General features: G+C 42.4%; 1 protein-coding gene. It reads left to right on the forward strand.

Annotated features, from left to right (window positions below; translation table 11 throughout):
• Positions 1 to 114 precede the first annotated feature (114 nt).
• The coding region (locus PCORN_RS16845) for an IS3 family transposase (RefSeq protein WP_149024419.1) at positions 115 to 568 on the forward strand (454 nt) is incomplete at its 3' end.

A 568-nucleotide genomic window follows, 5' to 3' on the forward strand; every position in this document is an offset into this window, starting at 1 on the left:
TGTTACAGGACCGACGCGGTCGTTCCAAGCACAAAGAAGAACTAACGGAAACAGACCTTTTAACGCTACGCATCAAAGAATTAGAGGCACAGAATGAGCGTTTAGAAATCGAGAATGCCATCGCAAAAAAAGTTGCAGGAGATCGAACAAAAAGTACCAAGACTTTCATTAGTCCGACAAGAGGAACTCTACTGTGCTATCACTGTACTAAAAGAAACGTATCCGATTGTAACATTATGCGAAGTCGCAGGAATCGCTCGGTCTTCCTACTATAAGTGGCTACACCGTGAAGTATCTGCCAGTGAGTTACTAAATCAGCAACTTGAGAAAAAAATTATCGAAATTGCGCAGCGCGTGAATCATATTTATGGTTACCGTCGGATGACCTTAGCGGTCAATCGTGCGTTAAATACGAACTATAACTGGAAAAGAATCCGTCGAATTATGCGGATAAATCAATTGTATTCCGTCATTCGTCGCAAGAAACCACAATGGTTTCGATCTACCGCAGAGCATACCGCTAAAAATATGCTTAACCGCAATTTCCAGGCAGCGCACCCTAATGAAA

The organism is Listeria cornellensis FSL F6-0969, assembly GCF_000525855.1.
GTDB classification, from domain to species: Bacteria; Bacillota; Bacilli; order Lactobacillales; family Listeriaceae; genus Listeria_A; species Listeria_A cornellensis.